This is a genomic window from Polycyclovorans algicola TG408 (assembly GCF_000711245.1).
Taxonomy (GTDB): domain Bacteria; phylum Pseudomonadota; class Gammaproteobacteria; order Nevskiales; family Nevskiaceae; genus Polycyclovorans; species Polycyclovorans algicola.
Map to the genome: position 1 here is coordinate 1,315,483 of NZ_JOMH01000001.1, position 24,293 is coordinate 1,339,775.

The 24,293-nt window shown below is 61.0% G+C and carries 20 protein-coding genes; 17 read left to right on the forward strand and 3 right to left on the reverse strand.

From position 1 onward, the window contains the following. Positions 1-341 precede the first annotated feature (341 nt). The 8 genes from U741_RS0106320 (at position 342) to U741_RS0106355 (ending at position 12,292) form a co-directional block, all read left to right on the forward strand. Positions 342-1,310, forward strand: coding sequence for an IS5 family transposase (locus tag U741_RS0106320; protein ID WP_029889639.1), 969 nt, complete (start codon positions 342-344; stop codon positions 1,308-1,310). A gap of 159 nt (positions 1,311-1,469) precedes the next feature. Beyond that, positions 1,470-2,303: a hypothetical protein gene (locus U741_RS19510; RefSeq protein WP_029889640.1), complete on the forward strand. Its 834-nt coding sequence runs from the start codon at positions 1,470-1,472 to the stop codon at positions 2,301-2,303. A 19-nt stretch (positions 2,304-2,322) separates the two neighbouring features. Further along, entirely contained in the window at positions 2,323-6,210 is a 3,888-nt protein-coding gene (locus U741_RS0106330; protein ID WP_029889641.1) for a beta strand repeat-containing protein, read from the forward strand. A gap of 297 nt (positions 6,211-6,507) precedes the next feature. Further along, a complete protein-coding gene (locus U741_RS0106335) occupies positions 6,508-7,257 on the forward strand; it encodes a SapC family protein (protein ID WP_029889642.1) in 750 nt (249 codons plus the stop codon). 57 nt (positions 7,258-7,314) lie between these two features. Beyond that, positions 7,315-7,530 (forward strand): DUF6447 family protein, encoded by a 216-nt coding sequence (locus U741_RS0106340; RefSeq protein WP_029889643.1) that lies wholly within the window; start codon positions 7,315-7,317, stop codon positions 7,528-7,530. 120 nt (positions 7,531-7,650) lie between these two features. After that, positions 7,651-9,420, forward strand: coding sequence for a type I secretion system permease/ATPase (locus U741_RS0106345; RefSeq protein ID WP_152551512.1), 1,770 nt, complete (start codon positions 7,651-7,653; stop codon positions 9,418-9,420). A gap of 8 nt (positions 9,421-9,428) precedes the next feature. After that, the gene (locus U741_RS0106350; protein WP_029889645.1) at positions 9,429-10,754 is read left to right on the forward strand and encodes an HlyD family type I secretion periplasmic adaptor subunit; all 1,326 of its coding nucleotides are present in this window, start codon (positions 9,429-9,431) and stop codon (positions 10,752-10,754) included. A gap of 17 nt (positions 10,755-10,771) precedes the next feature. Beyond that, complete coding sequence (locus U741_RS0106355; RefSeq protein ID WP_029889646.1) at positions 10,772-12,292, forward strand: TolC family protein; 1,521 nt, start codon at positions 10,772-10,774, stop codon at positions 12,290-12,292. A gap of 22 nt (positions 12,293-12,314) precedes the next feature. On the opposite strand, the gene U741_RS0106360 is transcribed toward U741_RS0106355, so the two are convergent. Beyond that, positions 12,315-13,148 carry a trypsin-like serine peptidase gene (locus tag U741_RS0106360; RefSeq protein ID WP_084154703.1) on the reverse strand — a complete coding sequence of 278 codons (834 nt, stop codon included), beginning with the start codon at positions 13,146-13,148 and terminating at the stop codon, positions 12,315-12,317. A 200-nt stretch (positions 13,149-13,348) separates the two neighbouring features. Here U741_RS0106360 and tkt point away from each other — a divergent pair, with 200 nt between their 5' ends. Beyond that, positions 13,349-15,346: a transketolase gene (gene tkt / locus U741_RS0106365; protein WP_029889648.1), complete on the forward strand. Its 1,998-nt coding sequence runs from the start codon at positions 13,349-13,351 to the stop codon at positions 15,344-15,346. A 129-nt stretch (positions 15,347-15,475) separates the two neighbouring features. Then, positions 15,476-16,690, forward strand: a complete 1,215-nt coding sequence (locus U741_RS18865; protein WP_084154704.1) for a glycosyltransferase — start codon at positions 15,476-15,478, stop codon at positions 16,688-16,690. Between the two features lie 112 nt (positions 16,691-16,802). On the opposite strand, the gene U741_RS0106375 is transcribed toward U741_RS18865, so the two are convergent. Further along, on the reverse strand, positions 16,803-17,336 hold the full coding sequence (locus tag U741_RS0106375) for a cob(I)yrinic acid a,c-diamide adenosyltransferase (RefSeq protein WP_029889649.1): 534 nt from the start codon (positions 17,334-17,336) through the stop codon (positions 16,803-16,805). A gap of 62 nt (positions 17,337-17,398) precedes the next feature. Here U741_RS0106375 and U741_RS0106380 point away from each other — a divergent pair, with 62 nt between their 5' ends. The 4 genes from U741_RS0106380 (at position 17,399) to ubiB (ending at position 20,858) form a co-directional block, all read left to right on the forward strand. Then, entirely contained in the window at positions 17,399-17,785 is a 387-nt protein-coding gene (locus U741_RS0106380; protein WP_029889650.1) for a gamma-butyrobetaine hydroxylase family protein, read from the forward strand. A gap of 111 nt (positions 17,786-17,896) precedes the next feature. After that, positions 17,897-18,661 (forward strand): bifunctional demethylmenaquinone methyltransferase/2-methoxy-6-polyprenyl-1,4-benzoquinol methylase UbiE, encoded by a 765-nt coding sequence (ubiE, locus tag U741_RS0106385; protein ID WP_029889651.1) that lies wholly within the window; start codon positions 17,897-17,899, stop codon positions 18,659-18,661. Then, positions 18,658-19,272 (forward strand): ubiquinone biosynthesis accessory factor UbiJ, encoded by a 615-nt coding sequence (locus tag U741_RS0106390; RefSeq protein WP_029889652.1) that lies wholly within the window; start codon positions 18,658-18,660, stop codon positions 19,270-19,272. Before ubiE ends, U741_RS0106390 begins: the two co-directional genes overlap by 4 nt. Beyond that, entirely contained in the window at positions 19,269-20,858 is a 1,590-nt protein-coding gene (gene ubiB, locus U741_RS0106395) for a 2-polyprenylphenol 6-hydroxylase (RefSeq protein WP_029889653.1), read from the forward strand. Before U741_RS0106390 ends, ubiB begins: the two co-directional genes overlap by 4 nt. 62 nt (positions 20,859-20,920) lie before the next feature. Here the strand turns inward: ubiB and U741_RS17715 are convergent, their stop codons facing one another. Continuing rightward, positions 20,921-21,511, reverse strand: coding sequence for a Crp/Fnr family transcriptional regulator (locus U741_RS17715; protein WP_200872687.1), 591 nt, complete (start codon positions 21,509-21,511; stop codon positions 20,921-20,923). A gap of 324 nt (positions 21,512-21,835) precedes the next feature. Here U741_RS17715 and U741_RS0106405 point away from each other — a divergent pair, with 324 nt between their 5' ends. The 3 genes from U741_RS0106405 (at position 21,836) to U741_RS0106415 (ending at position 24,199) form a co-directional block, all read left to right on the forward strand. After that, a complete protein-coding gene (locus U741_RS0106405) occupies positions 21,836-22,564 on the forward strand; it encodes a Crp/Fnr family transcriptional regulator (RefSeq protein ID WP_029889654.1) in 729 nt (242 codons plus the stop codon). Between the two features lie 298 nt (positions 22,565-22,862). Beyond that, complete coding sequence (locus U741_RS0106410; protein ID WP_200872688.1) at positions 22,863-23,336, forward strand: DUF4398 domain-containing protein; 474 nt, start codon at positions 22,863-22,865, stop codon at positions 23,334-23,336. Then, on the forward strand, positions 23,333-24,199 hold the full coding sequence (locus U741_RS0106415; RefSeq protein ID WP_029889656.1) for an OmpA family protein: 867 nt from the start codon (positions 23,333-23,335) through the stop codon (positions 24,197-24,199). Before U741_RS0106410 ends, U741_RS0106415 begins: the two co-directional genes overlap by 4 nt. Positions 24,200-24,293: the final 94 nt, after the last annotated feature.

The following is a 24,293-nucleotide window of genomic DNA, read 5'->3' on the forward strand; positions in this document are numbered from 1 at the left end:
GCAATCGTAGGCGCGATGGCGTTACTCAGTCGCACAAATGACAAAAGGTGCGTGGTAGACTTTTTCTCAATAAGTCCGTTTAGGGGCTTGTTGTGGGCTTGTGAGGGGTGATAGGTTTCGCGCCAGTTGGGGCTCGCGCACGCAGCGTGAGATCAAATGCAGTAAGGCAACGACTTTGACTCGCAAGAGCAGCGGTACGGCCGACAAGTGGTCGGTAATTTAATTATTTTGGAGATTGTTCATGGCAAAGGAAGTAGATAGTCGCCTAGGGATCATCTGCAAAACCCCTCCTCATGGGACAATTCACGTCTCGTCGATGACCTGTTGAGCGCCTGAATCTGATGAAGCAGTTGAGCCTTGCGTCTGGGTTTGAAGTGTCCTCTAAACGCACGCGCAAGCGGGTGTTTCTTGAAGAGATGGACCAGGTGGTGCCCTGGCGCGAGCTGGTAGCGCTGATTGAGCCCCACTACTGGGGTAAAGCCTCGACGGGTCGCCCACCGTTTCCCTGCGAGCTGATGCTGCGAATTCACTTCCTGCAACAGTGGTTCGGGCACTCCGATCCCGCCATGGAAGAATCCCTTCACGATGTGCCGCTGTATCGCGAGTTCATTGGTATTGATCCCGGAGCCGATCGTCTACCCGACGAGAGCACCATCCTGCGCTTCCGGCATTTGCTCGAACAGCACAAGCTGGCCCCCGCCATGCTGCAACTGATCAATGAACTGCTGCGCACACGGGGGCTGATGCTCAAAGCCGGTACCGCCATTGACGCCACCCTGATCCACGCCCCCAGTTCGACCAAGAACAGCAGCGGCGAGCGCGATCCGGAAATGCACCAAACGAAGAAAGGGAATCAGTGGTTCTTTGGTATGAAAGCCCACATCGGTGTGGATGCTGACTCCGGGCTGGTGCACGCCGTTGCGGGTACTGCTGCCAACGTCCATGACCTGACGCCGGTCGACGAGCTGCTGCATGGAGATGAAGAGCATGTGCACACCGACGCGGGCTACCAGGGCATCGACAAGCGCGAAGAACTCAAGCACCACACCGTTGAGTGGCAGGTCGCGATGCGCCCCGGCAAGCGCCGGGCATTGCCCGACACACCGATGGGCAAACTGATCAGCGAAATTGAAAAAACCAAGGCGCGCATTCGCGCCAAGGTCGAACATCCTTTCCGGGTGATCAAGCGCCAGTTTGGCTACACCAAGGTTCGCTACCGGGGATTGGCCAAGAACACTGCCCAATTGCAAACCCTGTTTGCCCTTTCCAACCTGTGGATGGTGAGGCGACGACTGATGGTTGCGGGATAGGTGCGCCTGATGAGCGCCAAAACCGAGGTTATGCAGCGATTCGAAGCCAAAACGGGCAATGCGAAGCCTCGAATCTCGATCCTCCGGTACGACTTTCGTCACCGCACGCTTGGCAGCCCGTCTCAGCATGGGTTTTTCAGATGATCCCTAGACGCTGCGATGCAGGCCCTACAAGCAAGCCTGCTCGTCGACGAAGCAAAGCGGCAGAATGAAGGGGAGGCCGAAGCGCCTGCAATCGAGGCGCTCGCCCTTGGCGAAGTAGCCGAAACCTCACACATGGCTGATGCCGACGGCGCTTTGGATCTGGCAACACTTGCTTCCGCCAGTGATCAGGCAGCCGGCGGCGTACCCGCCTGGGCGCTGATCGGTGGCGCTGTGGTTGTGGGCGCGAGCGCGATTGTCGTTGCGTCTGACGACGACGATGAGATCGAAGTGGTTGATGGCGGCGTTACGCCGACCGACCCCACCGATCCGACTGAACCAACCGACCCGACTGAACCAACCGACCCAACCGACCCAACCGACCCGACTGACCCGACTGATCCGACTGATCCGACTGATCCGACCGAGCCTGCCGAAGCGACGAACATCACCGATGAAGTTGCTCCCGGTGGCGATCTCGAAGACGGCGGTACGCTCACTGGCGTCGACGGTGAGCAAGACACCTTCGTGATCGACTTCAGCACAGTCGCTGTTGGTGGTGATGATCGCCCGACCGCTGCTGGCGCTGGTCAGACCATCGTCATCGAAAATTTGAACTTGGACGACGGCGACACGCTGCAGTTCGTCGGCACCGATGATCTCGATATTGGCGAGTTCTTCGAACTGGTCCAGCCGACCACCAATCCGTTTGCCGACACCACCACGCTGAACTTCTTCAACGCCACGGGCGATGCGGTTAGCCTGACGCTCCGCGTTGATCAAGGCTTTGATCAGCAGGCGGGTGCAGGCGACGACCTCTTCGCCAACTTCTTCGACATCACTTCAGCCTAAATTCCGGGAGCTTGAAAAAATGGTAACCAAACTACTCACCACGATTAACGATCGTGAAATCCTCGACGGCCAGATCGATACCTTTATCGACGTTTCCGGCGCCTCTGACCGTTACTTGGTCGAAAGCACGGTTGACGGCGACATTACGGTCGAAGATTTTGACGGCGGGGTCATCGTCCTGCCGGCCGGTCTGACCCTTGAAGACGTGCAGGTCGCCTCGGGCGGTTCTGCCGTTCAGTTGACCGTTAACGGCTCAACCATCACCTACACCTCGGGCGGCGCTGGCGCAGCATTCTCCGTGGTCTTGGGTGGCAGTAACGAAAATCTCGCCGCTGGCGAGACGATGACCGCTTCCGAATTCGCAGACCTGTTCGACGCTGAAGGTCCCGGTGCGGTTGTCGGCGCTGACGGCACTTTGGGCGACGGTTCGGTCGATCCGGGTCCGGGGCCGTCGGATGATCTCGAGCTGACCACGGGTCAGGATTCGCTGGTCGGCACCGATGGCGACGACGTGTTCACTGCGCCGATTGTGCAAAATCAGCTCGGTGCGGTCACCAACTCATTTGAGTCGGGTGATTCGCTGGACGGCGGCGCGGGCCGCAACATTCTGGAAGCTGACATCACTGCGTCGGTGAGCGGTACTATCCCGATCGGGCCGGCCATCTCGGCCAGCACCGAAAACATTCAAGAAGTCTATCTGCGCCATCAGTTCCCGGTGCTTGAAGTGGTCAACGGCAACAACGTTGGCCTCGCCACGATCGACGCTGAAAACATGAATGGCGTCGAGCAGTGGTGGTCCACCGACAGCCGCAACACCATCGTGCTTGAAGATGTGCGCTCGAACTCTGCCGACACCACCTTTGGTTTCCGCAACAGCGACCCGTCACAGGGCACCGGCGGTAACAACCCCGGCAACCCGATTCTGGCGACTGACTTCCAGGCGTTTTTCAGCCCGGAAGCGCTGCTCGGCATCGACGAAGCCGTTGATTCGACGCTGACCTATACGGTGTTTGAAGACAACGACCTGCCCGCCGAGCTTGCCAACATCAGCGTGTTCCAGTTGCGCTTCATTCTCGACGGCACGGCGTTCACGCTGTCCTCGCCAGAGATTGAAGCCGCGAACACCTACGTTGAGCTGGCTGATGCCGTCAACGCCGAACTGATCGCTCAGGGTCTTGACAATGTGACCGCAGCGCCGGTTGCTGGCCAGCCGCGTATCACGCTGACTGATGCCGACGCCGGCACCTTTGAAGACGCGGGTGTCAACTCAATCATTCTCGGCTTCGGCAACACGTCCGTGACGCAGAATGCCGCAGTAGGCGCACCGGTCATCAACGAACAGTTGATCGAAACCAACATCGTTCTGGACAACGTCGGTCGTAGCAGCGAAGGCGGCAGCATGATCGTGGGCAGCATGTCCACCCGTGGCGGCGTTGAAGTCTTCGACGTCACCGTGCAGCGCAGCAGCTGGTTGCAGTCGCTCGACTCCACCAACAATGTGCTCGAAGAGGTTTATGTTGAAAGCGCGCTGAGCGATTCCAACTACCTCAACATCGGTACGGGCACCGAATCCAACGCGGGGTTGAACAACCAGCAGCGCGTTCCGACCACGACCGACAACCGGCTCTCGCCCACCGGCCTGACCGACGTTCGCCTGTTTGACGCCACCGCGTTTACCGGCGAACTCAAGCTCGGCGCAAGCCTGACCAACAACATTTTCGACAAGTATTTGGCTGATGCCGAAGATACCGTCGAATTTGAATACCTGTTCGGCGACAACGACACCAACTTCACATTGGTGCTCAACGAGCAGATTGCACGTGATTCCGACTTCGCACTGTCGATTGTCGGCGGCGCGGGCGATGACCGCTTCAACCTCGCGGGTAACACCACCAAGAGCAGCACCAGCATTGATGGCGGCGAAGGCTTCAACATTGTTGAAGTGACCACCACCACCGACGACACCGTGACCGTCGCTTCCACCGGCGCCAGCCAGGCGTTCGGCGAATTCCTGAACGTTGATCGACTGGTTGTGGCTGGAAACACCGGCACGACGCAGAACATCGTTACCGGCAACATGGACGGCGCCGGTCTGTCGAGCATCGTGATTGCCACCAACGGTGCGGCGACCAACACCACCATCGAGCGCATGTTGATTGACACCGAACTGACGGTGTCGGGCAAGAACTTCACCGTCGGCCCGAACAACAACAACATGAACCAGTCGTTTGGGGTCATCAACATTGCGGGCGTTCGTGAACTGCCGGGCGACACGGTGCTTGAAGTCAAGATCGAGAACACCGCTCGTTTCGACGGCGTATTGACCATCAACCAGCTCTCGGTCACCGACGAAAATCCCGCCAACACCAGCGGCGCAGACAGCGTAGTGCTCGAATCGGCCGGTGTGCGTGACACGCTGAACCGCGTCAGCGACTTCAACGCCATCCGCACCGCTGACCTGACCCTGATCGGTACGCAGGCGATGGGCATCAACGTGACCGCCCTTGGCGCCACGCCCGGCGTTTCGGGGTCACTCGACACCACGATTGATGCTTCTGATCTGGGTGGCCGTCTGACCCTCGCCGTCAACGCCAACGGCGTGCTGAACAACAGCGACGACGATGTGTTGATCGGCACCACCGCGAGCATGAATGACCAGTTGGCGCTTTATGGCGTCGGTGCTGACCTTGACACCACCGTTTCAGGCCTCGAAAGCATCCAGTTCGGTTGGCTGGCCAGCGGCGTCGTCAACACCAACCGTATCGATACCGACACCAACGTCAACGGGCCGCTTGCATTTGATGGCGGGCGTTATGACGCGCTGAACACCTCGGACGTCAGCAACTACATCATCGGCAACGTTGGTGGTGGTGGTAACACGTTCGAACTGGTGGGCCTGCGCAACAACGACACGGTCACCCTCGGTGATGCAACCGGCGACGACAGCCAGATCATCGGTAACGCCGGCCAGACCATCACGCTGGAAGGCAACGGCACGCTCAACATCAACGCATTGGATGTGCTGGACGCGGCCAACTTTGGCGCCCTGGCACTGTTCGACGTCAGTGGCGTTGAAACCATCAATGCCGACATCGCACGTCCGGCTGATGAGCTGACGGGTGCAACGGTCAACTACAACATTCCGTTTGTTGGCGACAATGCGGTGGTGGAAGTGGACGGCGGTGACATCGCTTTTGTCGGCAACCTCGCTGGCGTCAACTACACGTCGCAGCCAGCGCTGGGTGCCAACCTGGTTACCGCTGCGGCAGCCAACGAAGTGCTGCTGGTTGACAACACGCTGCAGAACATCAACCTGACCGGCGGTTCTGCCGTTGCAGGCAGCACGAATGTTGACAACCTGGTCTTTACCGACCTGCTGCCGGCGTCGCTGAACTCGATTGATCTGAGCGGCTTCAACGGCAACGTGACCTTCACGCTGGAAAATGCCGTGCAGCAGGATCCCACCGTGGGTGCGGCCCCCGGCGATGTGGTGCGTGCCAACGACGATGTGCGGGTGACCGTTCAGAGTCTCTACGACATGACCGCAACGTTGACCAATCCAGCCCCTGACTTCAACGCGGTTGACTTCAACACCATCTTTGAATTCACCGGTGCGCCGGCGAACAACGTGGTGGCGGGCACGCCAACGGCGACATGGACGATCGACAACTTCGTCGCCGGTGGCGCGGTGCCAATCGCTGCAGGTGCGTCCTCCGACAACTTCACGATTCTGGACGTGAGCGCGTTGGGCATCACCGACTTCGCGGCGCTGACGGTCGTTGATGACGGCACCGACACGACGATTACGTCTGAAGCTCAGGGTACCAACCCGACTTGGGAGATCGTGTTGCTTGGTGTGATTGAAGACGACCTCGGGATTTCCGAAAACTTCGTTTTTGCTTCATAAGTCGTAGCAGTTCGGTTGTAGATTGATGGGCCACCTCTCCGGAGGTGGCCTTTTTTGTGGACAATGCCCTGGCACCGAGTCAACGCGACGGATTCGTTTCCGTGACCAAACGGCACAAATCGCGATTGGTGCCATATTGAATGATTGAGACCGACGCCCTGAACGCACGGCCGCGCTAACATTGAAAGCGACTTGTCGGTGTCCGAGAAACTATCGGTGGAAAATCAAATGCAATGCTGCGGGTTGTCCAGCACCCTCCGATTCGTCACAAAAACTCTTGAACGGAATTTTTAGAACATGCAATTTGTGCCTCTACGGCCCCAGCAACACGCCGACCTGCGGTTAACGCCGGACCAGTCCTTTTTGCCGCTGCGCACCGAGATGTTGGTGCCGCTTGCGGCCTCGGAGTGCACCCGCGTGGCACGTGAGGGGACCCTTGTGAAGCCTGCGGACCGGGAGCAGATCTACCTGCTGGCGGGGCTAGATCTCGACCAATGCTGTTACATCAACGACACCGGACATTGGCTGGGGCGCTATGTGCCGGCCTTGCTGCGTCACTACCCGTTTCGCCTCGCCAACCTGGGCGATGAAGAATTTCAGGTGCAGATAGACCCGAATGCGCCGCATTGGGCCGCAGCCGGTGGCGAGCCACTGTTTCTGCCCAATGGTGAGCCCGCGCCCACAATGGAGCGGGTGAGAGATGTGCTCACGCGCGTGCAGCAGGACATGATGCGCGCTCAGCATGTCGTCGGTCTGCTGAGTCAGGCCGGGCTGTGGACCACCCAGCACCTGATCTTTGGCGAGGGCGAATCAAAGTCCGCCATCTCGGGGTTGCAGGTGATTGATACCCAGAAACTCGGCGCGCTGCCCGAAGCTCAGTTGGTTCAACTGCATCGCGCTGGCGCTTTGGCCCTGGCGTTTGCCCAGGTGAGCTCGATGAGCAATCTGCAGGATGGCGTGCTTGCTGCGTCTCTACGCAATAGCCCCGCTGTCGCGGAGATCGACTTTGGAGGGCTTGCCCACATTGATTGGGGACGTCTGCAATAGGCCCGACCCATTGGGTGACACGTTATACTCCCGCGCTTTTAGAGAGCGAGAGACGTCATGGCGGCAAATACGATCAAGATTGATGGACAAGACTATGCGGTTGACGCGCTGAGTGACGCGGCGAAGGCACAGGTCCAGAATCTGCGTTTTACTGACCAAGAAATCGCCCGGCTCCAGGCGCAGTTGGCAATCGCGCAAACCGCACGTCTCAGCTACGCGAAGGCCTTGAAGAGTGAATTGGCCGGCACCAAACCGGCTGATCAGGGTCACTGAGGCTTCGTTCACAACCCTGACGGTGCTTGCAAACAGACCACGTGAGCGCGCGTTGGCTTGGCTGTCCCAGGCCGCGTCTGGCAAACCCGGCAGGCCGGCTGATTCCGAGAGAGGTATTCCTTGAAGCAAAGCTCCAACGACAACTCAATGCCAACGGAGTTTGTCGATGCGTTAAAGCCGTTTCGGTCAGCGGCCTGGACCTTGGCGGCGTTCTCCGTGGTTCTGAATCTGCTGATGTTAGTTCCGGCGATCTACATGCTCCAGGTCTACGACCGGGTGCTGGCCAGCCGAAACGAAACGACGTTGGTGATGATCACCTTGCTCGCGGTGGGTTTGTACGTGCTCATGGCGCTGGTGGACTGGAGTCGCGGGCTGGTGATGTCTCGGGTCGGCGACGCGCTCGACGCGAAGCTTAGCCCCAGGGTTTATGAGGCGGCTTATCAAAAGAACCTGGCAGAGGGTGGCGGCGGCAACGCAGGGCAGGCCTTGACCGATTTCACCATCGTGCGTCAGTTCGCGGCCGGGCAGGGCTTCTTCGCGTTTCTGGATGCGCCGTGGTTTCCAATTTACCTGGCCATCATTTTTCACTTCGATTGGCGGCTCGGCCTGTTTTCCGCCGTCGGCGCGCTGATTCTCGTTGCGCTGGCGGTATTGAATGCAGCGATTACCCGCACGCCCATGCGTGAAGCCGGTCAACACGCTGCGCAGTCGAGCCTCACCACCACGACGGGGCTGCGCAATGCCGAGGTGATCGAGTCAATGGGGATGCTCCGATCATTGCAGAAGCGCTGGGTCGGGACGCACGACCGATGGCTGGCCGCTCAGCGGGATGCGAACGAGAAATCTGCCGCCGTTCAGTCGAGCTCCAAGTCTGTTCGGCTCGGGCTTCAAAGCGGCATCCTCGGCTACGGTGCCTTGCTGGCGATATATGGCGACATCACGCCTGGGATGATGATTGCGGCATCAATCCTGATGGGGCGTGCTCTGGCGCCCGTCGATGCGTTGATCGGCGTTTGGCGGCAGTTCGGTGCGGTGCAGATTTCATATCAGCGACTGCGAGATTTGTTCAACGCGCATCCCGAGATTGACAGTGGGATGCCGCTACCCGAACCCGAAGGCCACATCCGCGTCGAGCAGGCGTACGTTGCGCCGCCGGGTTCGCGAAACCCCGTGCTCAAGGGCATAAATCTGTCGATATCACCGGGACAGATTCTGGGAGTGATCGGGCCATCAGGAAGTGGCAAATCAACCTTGGCCCGCGCGTTAATTGGCATCTGGCGCCCGATGGGAGGAACCGTACGACTCGATGGCGCTGACGTAGCCCAGTGGGACAAACGGGCGCTCGGACCATTTCTCGGTTACTTGCCGCAGGACATCGAACTGTTTGCCGGATCCATCAGCGAGAACATCTCCCGATTCGGCGAGTTGAATGCCAATAAGGTCGTGGCGGCATCGCGGCTCGCAGGGGTCCATGAGATGATTCTGCAACTGCCTAAAGGTTATGACACCGTCGTGGGCGAGGGCGGCGCCGGGCTCTCAGGCGGGCAGCGGCAGCGGGTCGCGTTGGCCAGGGCTGTGTACGACCTGCCCAAGCTTCTGGTGTTGGATGAGCCCAACTCGAACCTCGATGAAGCGGGGCAAAGTGCGTTGGCTTTGGCGTTGCGTCAGTTGGCGCAACTCAACAGGACAGTTGTGGTCATTACCCATCATCCCTCGGTGCTCAGGGTGACGACACATCTTGCGGTGATCAAGGATGGGCATCTGCAGATGCACGGCCCGACCGAAAAGGTGATGACCGAGCTGGGCGCGCTGAAGAGGCCGGCAGGCGACGGGTCACGTGGCCAGGGTCCGGATGGATCCGGCCAGCTGTCAATCAACACCGACCTTTAGAGCGCCGAATGCACACGATTGAATCCAAAAGCGCGCCGGTCGAATCAGACCAACGGCCGAGTTTTAAAAAGTCAAGTCGCCTCGGTTGGCTGTTTGTCATCGTTGGCTTCTTCGGGTTTCTCCTTTGGGCGTTTCTGGCACCCCTGGACGAAGGGGTTCCGGCGAGCGGCGTGGTCATCGTCGATGGCCAGCGTAAAGAGGTGCAGCATCCCTCTGGCGGCATCATCGGCGAGATTTTGGTCGAGGAAGGCGAGGTTGTTGAGGCGGGCAGACTTTTGTTGAAAATGGACGCCACCGCAATCAGGTCCGCTTACGATGCAGCGCTGACACAGTGGGTCAGTGCCGAGGCATTGAAGGCGCGCCTGACCGCTGAAATGACAGCGGCAGATGGCGTCGCGTACCCGGCGAGTCTTACCGCACTGGCCAACGTTTCGACAATCGAGGCCATGCGCATTCAGACGGCCCTGTTCAAATCACGCCGCGAAGTCACTCGGGCCGAGTTACAAGCGCTCCAAGAGCAGATCGAAGGGTTGGAAGTGCAGGCTCAGGCCTCGCGACGGTCGGTCGCCGCGAGGGAGCGGGAGCTCTCGGTTGCTGCGTCTCAGTTGCAGAGTGTCAGGCCATTGGTCGCTTCGGGTGACTTGGCGCGCAGCCGCATGCTCGACCTCGAGCGGTCGGTGGCGCAGATTGAGACTGCGATTGCTCAGGAGGCCGGCCAACTGGGCCGCTTACTGAGCCAAATCGCCGAGGGGAAGACGCTGCTGGCCCGTCGCCGGGACGAGCTGATGCGCGAACTGCAAGATCAGTTTGCGGAAGTGCAGCAAGACGCCGAGATCAACCGGAACCGATTGGTCGCCAGCGAGTTCGAGCTTTCGCACGCTGAAATCAGGGCGCCGGTCGGCGGCACGGTGGTCGACTTGACAGTGAACACCGTTGGCGGGGTGATCCGTCCCGGAGATGCTTTGATGCAGATCGTTCCGGAGGGTGAGCCCCTGGAGGTGGAGGCGCAGATTGAGGTGCATCTCATTGATCAGGTGAAAGTCGGCCTGCCGGTCGACCTGGTTTTCTCGGCACTTAACCAGAACCGAACGCCCGTGGTTCAGGGCGAGGTGGTGCGTGTGTCGGCCGACCGACTGACAGATGAGCGCACCGGCAACCCCTACTACAAGGCATTGGTTCGCACTACTGAAGAGGGGGCGAAACAGTTGGCCGGCGAGCAGATCAAGCCGGGGATGCCGGTCAACGTATTCGTAAAAACTGGCGAGCGCAGCATGATGACCTATCTGTTCAAGCCCCTTAGCGATCGTGCGCGCACGGCACTGACCGAACGATGAGGGTCAAGCGACCATCGATGCTTTCCGCGTTGTTGTTGCGTGAATGGGTTCGTGCGCCGACCCGCTGCGCGATGGCATTGGTGCTTTCGCTGACCAGCGGGATTGTCGGCACCCTGCATCTGACGCCCGGGCACGCGTCGACCGCCTCGTCCACGCTTCAGCGATTGAAACTCGACAATGATTTGCGTTTGTCTGAGTCGGCGCGTGCTGCGCTGGCCGATGCGGCCGAGATCAAAGCGCCACCGTTGCCTTCAGAGGCCCCGACACTGGCCGGGCTGGTCGCATTGGCACAGCAGCACGACCCCAGCTATCGCGCTGCGCAGGCCGGTCTGGAGGGCACCCGCGAGTACGAAACCATCGGTCGAGCCTCGATGTTGCCGGCGATGCAGGCCAGCGGCTCCCGGTCGCGGAATCGACAGGATCGCGAGGTACAGCAGGGCGATCAGCGCATCGAGGATCAGCGTTTCTACAATGCCGCGTCGGCAACCGTACAACTGCGTCAGCCGATCTATGCACCAGAGACGCGCGCTCGCTATGACGAAGCTCTGGCGCTGATCGACGAAGCCGAGGTGACCTTCACCGACGAGTTCTCTCAGATGGTGATCCGTGTTGTCGATGCCTACCTCAACCTAGTGTTCGCTACCAAGCGTGCCGAGGTGCTGAAGGGCAGTGCCGATGATTTGAAGGACTTGCTGCGGTCTGCCGAGCGGCGTCTTGAATACGGCGACGCGACGCGCGTCGAGGTGCTTGACCTGACTGCGCGGCAACGTCGCGCAGGCGTTCAGGCCCGCGCCGCCGAAAACCAGCGGCGCACGGCGGCGTCCAGGCTTGCTTCGTTGGTCGGTGGCATCGACCAGAGGGTGTTTGACGAGGTTGCCGACGCTGGCGGACGGCTGCATTTGTCGCGTGGCTCGATTGAAGGGTGGAAGCGTGTTGCGCAGCTTTCTTCGACCCGTCGTTTGGCTGGCGAAGCAAAAATCGCCCAGGCAGAGGCGGCCCTACTGAGCGCCAAGGGCGCGAACCTGCCTCGAGTCGACGCACTGGCCAGCTTCTCAATCAATGATTCAGACACGGTCAATACCGTGGACCAGCGCTTTGAAACCGGCTCGCTCGGAATACAGGTGTCGGTTCCGATATTCGCGGCCGGCAGCGGCCGCGCGGGCGTGCGCCAAGCGGAGGCATTCTTGCTCCAGGCTCGTGAGGAGTTGGTCGCGGTTGAACTGGAACTGGAGCAGTCGGTGCGCGAGGCGTACGACGGCTTTCTCTCAGCAGTCGATGAGGAGCGGGCAATGGTGTCAGTTGACCGCGCAGCTCGGGCGTCAGCAGACGCCGCTGCCAAGGGGTACGAGGCTGGCGTGCAGTCGTTGCTTGACGTGGTGGTGGCCAAGGGCTTGGCGCGAGACGTTGCCCTTGAGTCGTTGGAAATTCGGTATGAGACCGCTCGCGCGTTTGTTGTCTTGCACGAGTTGGCCGGTCAGGTCGATGATGAGCTGATCCAAACCCTCTCTACGGCATTTGCGCAGCCTCAGACACGCTGATCAGCTGAAGGGTGGGTCGGCTTTATGGGCCCGCGCGCCGGCTGGCGCTGCGCTCTGCCGTCGATTCGAGGGGTATCCGCACAATCACGTTCATCCGCTTCTGCCCGGAGAATGTCGCTTGCCAGTCGGGTATTTCCTCGTGCCGGGCAGCCTCGAACAGATGGCCACGGTAAAGACCACCCCAGAACCAGTCATCGCCATCGCGCACCATCAGCGGGGCGCCCGAGCTGCCCGGTGTGGCGTCACAGTCGCTCAGCCAAACCCCGCGGGTATAGAGCGCTTCGCTGCGCCTCGGTGGGCGTGCAAAGCAGTTACCACTGACCCAAAGGCCCTCGCGGTCGCCGCGGTACGCCAGCAGGGCGACTTCATCCGACGCCGCTGACGCGGCGGGCCAGACGCGAAGGCGCAAGTCGGCAGGTTTGGCGGGATCGATGATGACCAGCGCCCAGTCTTCGGGGTTGGTTTGCGGCGTGCCGGTGAAGCTTCCGTGGCGAACCCCCACCACGGGATCGCTGCCCCAGCGCCGGCCGTGCTGCTTGAATCGGCAACGATCCAGCGCCTGGCCGCTGGCCGGGTCCATGACGACATGGGCCGCCGTGATCAGCGTTTCTTGCCCGTTGGGCGCCAAGCCGGTGTCGATGATGGCGGCGGTGCCAAAGAGTTTTTTCCCGGTTTCGGGGTGTCGGCAGGTGATTTGTCCAAGTGCCTCCCTGATGGGGTAGAGCGGGTGATCGGTGGTGAGCTTGCGCCGATCGTCCTCACCGAATACCGCAGCCGCGGCCGGTTGGAAGGGCACGACGATCAGCAGCGCCGCGATACAGCCCGCTTGCACACGGGTCTTAGGTCGAATGCTCATGCGTTTGATTTGACCACGGATTGCCGGATGCCGGTCAGCATGATGGCCCGCCCAAGGTTGTGGTTGTCTAGGGCGGGTATCAGCTTGGCCCGTCAGGCGCGACGCGTGTCACAACGGCCGGCTTCGGTGGGCTTCTGCGCCGCGAGGTCTGCTGAACCCGGTATCCTACAGGCCCTTTCGATCCAGCCGGTTCCGCTGCCATGTTTGAGCGTCTTCCCCTTGCCAATGCCCTCCGCGCGCTCGCGATGGACGCGGTTCAACAGGCCAACTCGGGCCATCCCGGCGCGCCGATGGGCATGGCCGACATTGCCGAGGTGCTGTGGAACGACGCGCTGAAGCACAATCCGGCGAACCCGCTTTGGGCGGATCGTGACCGTTTTGTACTGAGCAACGGTCACGGCTCGATGCTGCTCTACGGCCTGCTGCACCTGACCGGCTACGACCTGCCGCTGGACGAGCTGAAGCGCTTTCGGCAGTTACATTCCAAGACGCCAGGGCACCCTGAAATTGACGTGACGCCGGGGGTTGAAACCACCACCGGGCCGTTGGGGCAAGGCCTCGCCAATGCGGTGGGGTTTGCCATTGCCGAAACGGTGTTGGCCAGCGCGTTCAACCGCGATGAGCATCGGGTGGTTGACCACAACACCTACGTCTTCCTGGGCGATGGCTGTCTGATGGAAGGCGTCAGCCACGAGGCCTGCGCGCTGGCCGGTACGCTGGGTTTGCATAAGCTGGTCGCGTTCTATGACGACAACAATATTTCGATTGACGGCGAGGTCGAAGGCTGGTTTGCCGACGACACCCCGGCCCGCTTCGAGGCTTACGGCTGGCAGGTGATTCGCAAGGTCAACGGCCACGATCCGCGTGAAATTGCCATCGCTTTGAAGACCGCTCGAGATTTCGAGGGGGGGCCAACCCTGATCTGCTGCAAGACGGTCATCGGCTTTGGCTCACCCAACAAGCAGGGCAAAGAAACCTGTCACGGCGCGCCGCTGGGTGCCGACGAGATCGCACTCACCCGCAAGCAGTTGGAATGGCCGCACGCGCCGTTCGAGATTCCTGATGAGATCCGCGCAGGGTGGGACGCGCGTGAACGCGGCGCCGCCGCAGAAGCCGAGTGGAACGAGCGCTTCGCGGCCTACCAGAGTGCCCATCCCGAACTGGCTGCCGAGTTCAAACGCCGAATGTCGGGCGCGTTGCCTGCCGATTGGGCAGACACCGTCCAGGCGCTTCTGGACCAGGCGCTGGCCATGGACAAGCCCATTGCCACACGCAAGTCGAGCAAGGCCGCCATCGAGCGCTTGGTCAAGGGCTTGCCCGAGTTGTTCGGCGGCTCGGCCGACCTGTCGGAGTCCAATGGCACCGACTTCAAGGGCCACGTGCCGCTGCGCCGGGGTTCGCTGAAAGGCAACTACGTCAATTACGGCGTGCGCGAGTTCGGCATGAGCGCGATCATGAACGGCATCGCCCTGCACGGCGGATTGATTCCGTTTGGCGCCACCTTCCTCACCTTCAGTGACTACGCCCGCAATGCCGTGCGCATGGCCGCGTTGATGAAGCGCCGCAGCATTTTCGTTTACACCCACGACTCCATTGCACTGGGCGAAGACGGGCCGACCCACCAGGCCGTCGAGCATGTGTCGGCGCTGCGCCTGATGCCCAATCTTGAAGTGTGGCGTCCGGCGGATGCCTTTGAGACCGCCATTGCCTGGCAGCAGGCCATCGAACGCAAGGATGGCCCCAGCGCCCTGATTCTGACCCGGCAGAATTTGCCGCCGCAGGCGCACGAGGCCACGCAGGCTGATGCGGTTCGCCAGGGTGCTTACGTTGTTCATGAGGGCGGCGCCACGCCGGCACTGGTGATCGCGGCCACTGGCTCTGAAGTGGCCTTGGCCGTGGACGTTGCCAAGGTCTTCGGCGAGCAGGGCACCGCCGTGCGGGTGGTGTCGGTGCCGTGCGCGGATCGCTTCTTCGCGATGCCGCGTGATGCCCGCACCGAACTCTTCCCTGCCGGAATTCCGCGGCTGGCCATCGAAGCCGGCGTGACCCATTACTGGCGCGCGCTGGTGGGCGATGACGGTGACGTGATCGGCGTGGACACCTTTGGCGAGTCGGCGCCCTACGGAGCGCTAATGAAGCATTTCGGGCTCACCTTAGAGGTCGTGGTGGCAAGGGCAGAGGCGATTCTGAAAGGGTGAGTATCCCAACAGACCATTTCCAGCTCGGGATCCCTGAGTCAACATCATCCGAGTGCGGCCCTTCTGATTCATGAGGGCGACTGCGGTTAAAAGTGCACGAAGTTACGATAGAGGATGGGGGGGTTCCGAATGGGCTTGCCGGTTATCGTTTTTGTTGGCGCTGTCTATCCGGGTCAGCACGGCCTTTTATGTGAGCACCTTCGCCGCGAGGGAATGGCGGAGACCTATTTTTTAACTACTGCTGGCCATCGCTCTAAAAATATCGGCTTGGTACCAAACTTGCTGGCTTTTAATCCAGATGGAAATATTATGGCTCCTCCAGCCTATTATTATTCTGGAAAAGTAGAGCGATCCGCAAGAATTGGAAGGGGTGTATTAGCCGCAATTGCGGAAATTAGGAAGATGAAGAAAATAGACCTAATTTTTGCTCACTCTTTATGGGGCGCTCCCCACTTTCTTTACGACGAGATCGATGCGGCGATTATAAGTTATATCGAGTTTCCAAGTTATCGAGCTCATGGGTGGGACCCAGCATTTCCCCCAGATCTTGCGCAGCGTCTTGGGGACCGTAACATGGAGATGCTGCACTACCAGCAAGTTTTAAATAGCGACCTGACGATAGTGCCAAGTGCTGTCGCTAAAGCGATGTTTCCAAATGAGTTGCAAGGAAGAATTGAGATCCAATTTGAAGGTTTTGAAATCGCGCCACCACTGGCTAAAAAAGAGAAAAATCCTTTTACGATAGGATTTTCTGCGCGCGACATGTCAAATTCAAAGGGAATAGATGTATACGTGAGGTTGGTCGACCGACTTTTGAAGGACGGTTTCGAAGCCCGTTTTATCGCTATCGGTGATCCCGACGCCTCGACTTACGGCTATGAAGCTCAATGGGTTAGCCGTCATTACAAGGGCGCCGTGAAAAACTATCGTGACCATCTATTGAACCTTTTCCCGCGAGCTAAACAGATTGAATTTCCTGGAAAGCTTCCATATGCTGAATTTGGCGAACTAATCGGCTCAATAGATCTCTTCCTTTATCCATTGCGCTTTGGTGTGGCAAACTGGGGGCTAATGGAAATCCTTGCTCGCGGTGGGTGCGTGATTGGTCCTGATCGAGGGTATACGCGTGAACTAATAGATAACGACGTGAATGGCTTGCTGTTACCCGATGATGATGACCAGTGGATTAATGCGATTCGTGACCTGAAGGATGATCCTGCACGCAGGGCAAGATACTCGGCCGCAGCCGTCGAAACGGGGCGCTCGTATCACATATCTGCAGTTGCCTCAAAATATATGGCTCTGTTTCAAAAGGCAATGGAAACAAAAATCGGTCCGCGCTGACCTCGGGATCCAGTTGCTATCGTTCGTTTGGACTCAACAATGCAGTGCAGCAGTCGGGTGTGTGTAAGGCGAGGTCTGTCGTCTTACGCTGCGGCATTTTCGACGGTGGCTGTTAGTGAGCCCATTCCACTTCCTCCAAGCCTTTCCCCAACGTCCGCGCAACTACGAACAAGTAGTCGGAAAGTCGATTGAGATAGCGCATCGGGTTGGCGTTGAGCGGCGCTTCGGCGTGCAACATCCACAGCGCGCGCTCGGCGCGACGCGCCACGGCCCGGCCCAGGTGCGCGTGGGCGCAGGCCGGTGATCCGCCGGGCATGATGAAGTCCTTGAGCGGCGGTAGGGTCTCGTTGAGGGCGTCCAGTGCTTCATCCAGTGCGAGCACGTGGCTGTCCTTTACCAGTTCGTAGCCGGGCATCGCCAGTTCGCCGCCCAGGTTGAACAACTCCTGTTGGGTGTCCGTGAGGCGGGTCTTGATGGCCTCGGGCAGGTCGTGAATCAGGATCAGGCCGATCACGCAATTGAGCTCGTCCACCTCGCCCATGGCGTGCACGCGCAGGTCATGCTTGGGCAGCCGCTCGCCCGTGGCCAGCCCAGTGGTGCCGGTGTCCCCGGTGCGGGTGGCGATTTTCGATAAACGGTTGCCCATGGTGGCTCATCAGGGTGGTGGGAAGTGAGCCACGAAGTTTAGCGCCCGCCTACAATCGAGGCATGTCCACCGTCACCGCACTCAAGCTACGCAAGACCAGCCGGGTGCTGGAAGTGACTTTTGGTGATGGTCGGACGGCGTCACTGCCGTTTGAGTATCTGCGGGTGTTTTCGCCCAGTGCCGAGTTGTGGGGTCACGGTCGGGTCGAGCCCATGCTGGTGGGCGGCAAGCGCGAGGTACAGGTGCTGCGCGCCGAGCCGGTGGGCCGTTACGCAGTGAAACTGGTGTTCGGCGACGGCCACGACACCGGCCTGTTCACCTGGGACGTTCTCGACCGCCTCGAACGCGATTACGCGGCCAACTGGGCGCGTTACGAGGCACGACTGAGCGAGGCCGGCATGAGTCGTGACCGGGACGTAACCAGTCTGAGGGCGCTGCTGCATCGTTAGCCGCCGCCGATGGTGCACACCAATTCGGCTAGAGGCGCCACGCATCACCCACCGTCCTGCATATCCCCTGCGTGGCCGTCGATACGGCGGGTAGCGGGCTACAATCCGGGCATGTCAGATCACAAGCCTCCGCCGCGCGACGGCACCACTCACTTCGGCTTCCAGCAGGTGCCGCTGGCCGACAAGCAGAAGCGCGTTGCTGGCGTGTTTTCGTCGGTGGCGGCCAAGTACGACGTGATGAACGACCTGATGTCGATGGGCATTCATCGTGTCTGGAAGCGCTTCGTCATCGACCTCGCGGCTGTGCGTGCCGGCGAAAACGTTCTGGATGTGGCCGGTGGCACGGGTGACCTGATCCGCGCCTTCGCCAAGCAGGTGGGGCCAAAGGGTCTGGCGGTGCTGTCCGACATCAATCCCGAAATGCTCGATGAGGGCCGCACCCGGCTATTGAATGAGGGCCGGCTGGACGTGCCCCCGGTGCTTGCCAACGCCGAGTGCCTGCCGTTTGGCGACGACAGCTTTGACCTGATCACGATTGGGTTCGGCTTGCGCAATGTCACCGACAAGGATGCCGGACTGCGCTCGATGCTGCGCTGTCTCAAGCCTGGCGGGCGCGCCATCGTGCTGGAGTTCTCCAAGCCGCTGATCAAGCCGCTGGCAAAAATTTACGACGCCTACTCCTTCAGCGTGCTGCCGAAGCTGGGGCAGGTGGTGGCCAACGACGCCGACTCGTACCGCTATCTGGCCGAGTCGATCCGCATGCACCCGGACCAGGCGACGCTCAAAGCCATGATGGAAGCAGCCGGGTTTTCCCGCGTACAGGTTTACAACCTCACCGGCGGTATTGTCGCCGTGCATCGCGGCTACAAGCTGTGACGCCCGCGCCGTTGGCCGCCGCACTCGAGGTGGCGCTGAACCGCTTCCTGCGACTCGAACCCGATGCCGTTGCGGCATTGGCACCGTTGCAGGGCAAGCGCATCGGCGTTCGACTGACGCCGCTGGACTGGCAGTTCCTGATCGAACTGCTGCCGGGGCAGGTGCGTGTCGGCACCGATGAAACCGAGCCGCCCGCCGATGTCACCCTCACTGGCAGCCCAGTCACCCTGCTGGCCCGCGCCCGCGAGATGAGTGCCGGCGGCACGTTTTCGGCACAGGGGCTGGACGTGCGCGGCGATGCCGAAACCCTGCGCCGCTTTGCCGCTGCGCTCAGTCTGGTCGGCGTGGATGTCGAGGAATGGCTGGCGCCCTGGCTGGGTGACGTGGTGGCGCATCGCGCCGCAGGCTTCATGCGCGCCGCCCTGCAGTGGGGGCGTCAGACCTTTGACACCTTGGCACTCAACACCACCGAATACCTGCAGGAAGAATCCGGCGACCTGCCGCGACGCATTGACGTCGACGAATGGCGTGACGAGGTGGACCTGCTGCGCGATGCCGTCGACCGCTTTGAGGCGCGGCTACAGCGGCTGGAACGGAGCACCCGGGCATGAGCGCGCTCGGGCGTCTGTGGCGCATTCATGCCACCTACCGTCGTTTTGGCCTCAAGGAATTTCTCAGCGGCAAGCCGTCGAACGACCCGCGTCCACGCGGTGAGCGTCTACGGCTGGCGCTGGAAAGCCTGGGACCGGTGTTCATCAAGCTTGGCCAGGCGCTGTCGACCCGGCCCGACATCGTGCCGCAAGACATTGCCGACGAGCTGGCGAAGCTGCAGGACCGCGTGCCACCGTTTGACAGTGCCCAAGCCAAGGTGCTGATCGAAGCCGCCTTGGGCAAGCCGGTCAGCGAACTGTTCGCCACGTTCGAAAACGAACCGATGGCCGCTGCATCGGTGGCGCAGGTCCACGGTGCGCAACTGAAGAACGATGACGGCGCGCCGGGCATGCGCGTGGTGGTCAAGGTGTTGCGGCCGGGCATCGAGGCCAAGGTCGCCGAAGACATTGCCGTCATGTACGCGCTGGCGCGCTGGGCTGAGCGCGTGTCGCCGCTCGCGCGTCGTCTGCGGCCGCTGGCCATCGTCGCCGAGTTCGAGCACATCCTCACCGACGAGCTGGACCTGATGCGCGAAGGCGGCAACGCCTGCCTGCTGCGCCGCAACTGGCTGGGTAGCCCCCTCATCTATCATCCCATCGTCTTCTGGGACTTCACCCGGCCGAACCTGTTGGTGATGGAGCGCATTGAAGGCATCTCGATTCGTGAGCTGGATCGCCTGCGCGGCATGGGCGTGGATTTTCAGGTGCTGGCCGAACGCGGCGTCGAGATCTTCTTCAAGCAGACCTTCCGTGATAATTTTTTCCACGCCGATATGCACCCCGGCAATATTTTTGTCGATGCCCGCAACCCGGCCGAGCCCAGTTATCTGGCGGTCGATTTCGGCATCGTCGGGCAATTGACCCAGGACCATCAGCGGTACTTGGCCGAGAACTTCCTGGCGTTTTTCAACCGCGATTATCGACGCGTGGCTGAGCTGCATATCGAGAGCGGCTGGATTCCCGAAGGCAACAGCATCGAGGCTTTCGAGGGCGCGATTCGCACCATCTGCGAACCCATCTGGCAGCGGCCGCTCAAGGACATCTCGTTCGGCTTTTTCCTGCTACGCCTGTTTCAGGTGGCGCGGCGTTTCAACTATCAGGTGCAGCCCGAGTTGGTGTTGCTGCAGAAAACCCTGTTGCAGGTCGAAGGTCTGGGCCGTCAGCTCTACGATGAGCTCGATCTCTGGAAAACCGCCAAGCCCATCCTCGAACAGTGGATGCGCGACCGCCTGAGTCCGCAGGCGCTGGCGCAGCAAGCCAAGTTTCAACTGCCGGTGCTGGCCCAGGCGCTGCCGCGCATTGCCGAACGCACCTTGCGCGAACTTGAGCGCGGCGAAGGCTTCGGCGGCGCACTGGCGCGTCGGCAACACGCAGCGCTACTGCACGCGGTCGAGAGCAGTGGGCGACGCACGCGCTGGGCCTTGCTGGCCGGCAGCCTGTTGTTGAGCGGCACACTGTTGCTCACCTTAGCGCCCGACTCACCGTTGCTTTGGCCAGTGACGCTGATGGCGGGGGCGCTGTTTTCGGGCTGGCGCGCGCTACGCTGACGTCATAGGGAGCTGATTGACCGGATGCCGGCTCGCCCTCCGGTTCGAGCGCAACGATCACCTTAGCCTGCTTTTAGCATCGCGTAGCAATCACAGGCGGCATCCTCCAGTCCCGCGCGATCGAGAATTTTAATGTCGCCGCGGGCGTAACCGATGAGATGGCGGGCCTGCAGTGCGCCTGCGGCCACCGTGACGCCGCTGCGGCGCACGCCAAGCAGGTCGGCCAGACGCTCGTGGGTGAGATGAAAATGGTCGGCTTGCAAGCGGTCGTCGGTCACCAACAGCCAGCGCGCAAGGCGTCGCTCAAGCGGGTGAAAGCGCGTGCAGGTTCCGGCCAGAGAGAGCTCGCGTATGCGGACGTGCAGGTACTGACCCAGTATCGTCCCCAAGGTCGCGCCGTCGTCCAGTGCATCGCGCAGCCGGGACACTGGAATGCGCCAGGCGTCTCCAGGTCCCTGCACCAGCGCATGGATGGGGGCCAAGTCGATGCCGAGCACCACAGACTCGCCGAGCATGCCCTCGCAGCCGATCAGGCCGACCGCCATGGCGTTGTGACCGCCCTGTTTTGCGACCAGCGAGATGGAACCGCGACGCGGGAAGTAGGCATGGCCGAAAGGCTTGTCGACCTCGCAAAGGATTTCACCGGGCCTCATTTAAACGGGTTCAAAGCCTCGCAGCAGCCGATCACGCTGCGGCTGCGGCAGGGCATCGATCAGCGTGTTGGCGCGTGCGGCGCGGCGCTCAGCCATCGAATCGGTACATCGGAATCCCCAGCGGATGGAAGGATTGGCCGATTGCCGCTCCAACCACACGCTACGACCACGGGTGGTCGCCCGTCCGTTGGCTAGCGCACCCAGCAGGGCTGGACAGCCTGGGTTGGCGGCTCTCGATTCTTATGTTCGATAGCGTACGGAGCAAATCAGGAAGCATGATTAACTGACGGTTGGCGGCACTTGGCCGCGCCATGATGAAGTGAAATGTCGCCGATTGTGGCCCACCAGCAGAATCGCCTTTTGGCGGCATTGCCAGCCGACGTGCAGGCCCGGCTGGCGCTGCGAATGAAGCGGGTGGACATGCCCCTGGGCCGGGTGCTGTACGAGTCGGGAGACACGCTCCTTCACATCTATTTCCCGACCGAGTCCATCGTGTCACTGATCTACGAAATGGAGAACGGCTCGTCGGCCGAGATTTCCGTTGTCGGCAACGATGGGGTGATCGGCATTGCACTGTTCATGGGCGGCGAATCGACGCCCAGCCGGGCAATCGTGCGCAGTGCGGGCCACGCATACGAGCTGCCTGCCGAAGACCTCAAAAGAGAGTTCAAGCGCCACGAAGAACTCCACAACCTGGTGCTGCGCTACACCCAATCCCTGTTGACGCAGATGGCCCAGACCGCCGTCTGTAACCGGCACCATTCCATCGACCAGCAATTGTGCCGCTGGTTGCTGCTCTCGCTGGATCGCCTGCCGAGTGATCACTTGGTCATGACCCAGGAATTGATCGCCAACATGTTGGGGGTGCGCCGCGAAGGCGTCACCGAGGCGGCCGGGAAGCTGCAGAAGCTGGGCGTCATCGAGTATGCGCGCGGCCAAATCAAAGTGCTCAATCGTCCCAAGCTCGAAAAGCTGAGCTGTGAGTGCTACGCGGCGGTGCGGTCAGAAACCGACCGTCTGTTCCCCTATTCGCTGCCGCGCTACAGGGCCTGATCCTGCCGCTTCAATGATTGTCGGGCCCCCAGATCACGTTGATTGCCCACCTCGTGAAACCCGCTCTCGGAGTAGACGGCGGGCGATGACGTATTCGGGGCCGTTGGCGGAGCAGGGGCTCGCCCATGGATCGTTGCCCGCCCTGGGTGCGCCAACGCACAGACGAAACGCGGCCGAGTGCTCAATCTTAAAGTCGGTGAAGCGCCCGAAAAATAGCCGCCGACCAGCGCCCTAAAGCGTCAGATCGGAACGTCTGCGCAGGGATGCCGTCATCGCAATCGGCCACGAACACCGACTCTTGAATGTTGTCTTCCGACGCCATCGGGCTTCGGAGTTGTTAACGAGGGATATCACCATGACCAATCGATTGGAATCAACGAGCTTCACCCCGCCGCGCAGTCGGTTGCCTCATCGGGTGATCGCCCTTGTCGGCGTGCTCGCCCTGGGAGCCTGCGCGTCGAAGCCGCTTGCGCCCACCGAGTCCCTGCAGATGGCGGAGCAGGCCATCACCATGGCCGAGCAGGCCCGGGTGGCCGACCACGCCTCGCTCGAGCTGAGCCAGGCGCGGGACAAGCTGGCGGCCGCCCGTGTGGCGGTGCAGGACGAAAAGATGGTTCTGGCCAAACGCCTCGCCGATCAAGCGTTTGTTGACGCCGAGCTCGCGACCGCCAGGGCGGCGGAAGTCAAGGCCAAGGCCGTGAACGATGAGATGAAGCAGAGCACTGCGACACTCAAGCAGGAAATGAATCGCAATACAGGGGCACAGAAATGAACCGTCAGGGATCAAACATCATCACGCCGATTTTCACCGCCGTTACGGCCTTCGTGCTCGTCGGCTGTGCCACCTTGGCACCACCGCAAGGGTCCGCCGAGGTACGTAGCAAGCTGACCACACTGCAGACCAACCAAGAGTTGGCGAGCCGTGCACCAGTTGCCATCAAGGATGCCGAAGTGGCCGTGCGGGCTGCGGAAGTCCCGGAAAAGGACGCCGAGCTTGCCCAGCACCGGGTCATGTTGGCAGATGGCAAGGTGGACATCGCCATCGCCCGCGCCCAGGCACGTCTGCTCGAAGATCAGCGCGCAGCCCTGAGCAAGGCCAGTGAAAGTGCACGCCTTGAAGCCCGGACCCAGGAAGCCGACCAGGCCAGCCGCGATGCCAGCAGTGCTCGCCAGGATGCCGAGCTGGCACGCGGCGATGCCGACTTCGCCCGTGATCAAGCGGATGCCGAAAGGCTCAAGGCGGCCGAACTACAGCGCCAGCTTGATGAGCTGAACGCCAAGGAAACCGAGCGCGGCATCGTCATTACCCTTGGCGACGTGCTGTTTGCCACCGGGCGATCCGAGCTCAGCGGCGGCGCTGCGTCGGGCTTGAGCACGCTCGTCGGCTTTCTCAATGAGTATCCGGACCGCAACGTTGCCATTGAAGGGCACACCGACAGTGTCGGCAGCGACAGCTCAAATGCCAGCCTTTCCCAGCGACGCGCTGACGCGGTCCGTGGCTTCCTCGCCCAACAGGGTGTTGCCAGCGCCCGCATGCGCACCTCGGGCATGGGTGAAGGCTTGCCGGTCGCCAGCAATGACACCAGCACCGGCCGCCAGCAGAACCGTCGTGTGGAAGTGATCATCGAGAACTAGACCCGCTTAGCCGGGTCGTTCAGACCCGGTCAGCAACCTTCTGACGAGGCCCGCACGCATCCCGTGCGGGCTTTTTTGTTTTCAGCCTCGACGG